Source organism: Arthrobacter sp. NPDC080031, assembly GCF_040702485.1.
GTDB lineage: Bacteria > Actinomycetota > Actinomycetes > Actinomycetales > Micrococcaceae > Arthrobacter.
Window position 1 is genome coordinate 1 of the sequence record NZ_JBFBLA010000066.1, and the last position, 1,147, is coordinate 1,147.

Annotated in this window: 1 protein-coding gene; it reads right to left on the reverse strand. The window is 67.7% G+C overall.

Annotated features, from left to right (window positions below; translation table 11 throughout):
* Positions 1 to 1,147, reverse strand: a 1,147-nt coding sequence (locus AB0323_RS23990; RefSeq protein ID WP_366179554.1) for a SpaH/EbpB family LPXTG-anchored major pilin, incomplete at both ends; no start/stop codon positions are given.

Consider the following 1,147-nt stretch of genomic DNA (forward strand, 5'->3'; position numbering starts at 1 on the left):
GCCAGCACGAGGACCCCGCCGGCGGTCAGGGCCCACGTTCCCGCGCCGCCGGTGAGCGGCAGCGAGAATCCGGCGGCGTTCGCCAGGACGTTGTCAATCGTCACCGTCACGGCGGACGGGTCGTTCCCGGTGACCGTGGTCTCGACCGGCTGGGCGAGCAGCACATACCCGGCAGGGGCCTTGGTCTCCACCAGCCAGTACGACTGGTAACCGGGCTGCCCCGGCCCCACCGCGGCCCCGTTGGCCCAGTTGGAATACCGCAGACCGGAAATCACCAGGTTGCCGCTGGCATCGGTCGTCCAGGAACTGGCACCTCCGACGCTGATCGCGTTGGTGCCGGCCACGGCATCGGCCCGGCTCGGATACACCGAGAACACGGCGCCGGCCAGGGCAGCCGAGCTCCGGGCATCCTTCTTATGCAACACGATGGTGCCCCACTTGGTCACCACCGGCGCGGTCACCACCGGCCCGTTGGGCTGGCCCGCGGCGACATTGAAGCTGGCCGCGTTCGGGTAAACGAGGGCCGTGTTCGTGATTTCACCGGCAGCGTTCGCGGTGGTGTTCGCCGTGACCAGGACCTTCGCCGTGGGGTTGGCGGCCAGGATGGCCCGGCCGGAGGCGGTGAAATTGACGGTGAGGGTGTTCGTCGCCGTGTCGAACACGATCGTGTAATCCGTGTCCACCGCCAGTGCCGCGTTGTTCGAAAGCGCCACCGACGCATTGCCATAGCTCAGCTTCGGATCGAGCTTATCGACAATCCGGTACCCGTCGACCGGATTGACATTGGGGATCTCGGACGTGATGGTCCACTGCACGTTATCGCCCAGCTTGAGGACCGACGCATCGTTCACCGTCTTCGTGGCTGTCGTCACGGCGTTCTTGGGATAGACGTTCACGTCATACATCCAGCCGTTCCCGCCCGCGGGGTCCGTCATGGGAAGAGTCACCAGGAACGGAGCCGAAGGGGTGACCCCGGCCGGGTAGCTGGTCTCCGTCACCAGATACAGGCCCAGGGCAAGACCCGGCAAAGAAGCCGTGCCCGCCGCGCCGGTCGTCGCCGTCGTGCCCGGCGTGGCTGCCCGGGACGCGGCCTGGGCCGGGGTCAACGCCGCCGCCGCGGCCCACCCCGCGTTCGTCGTCAGATCAA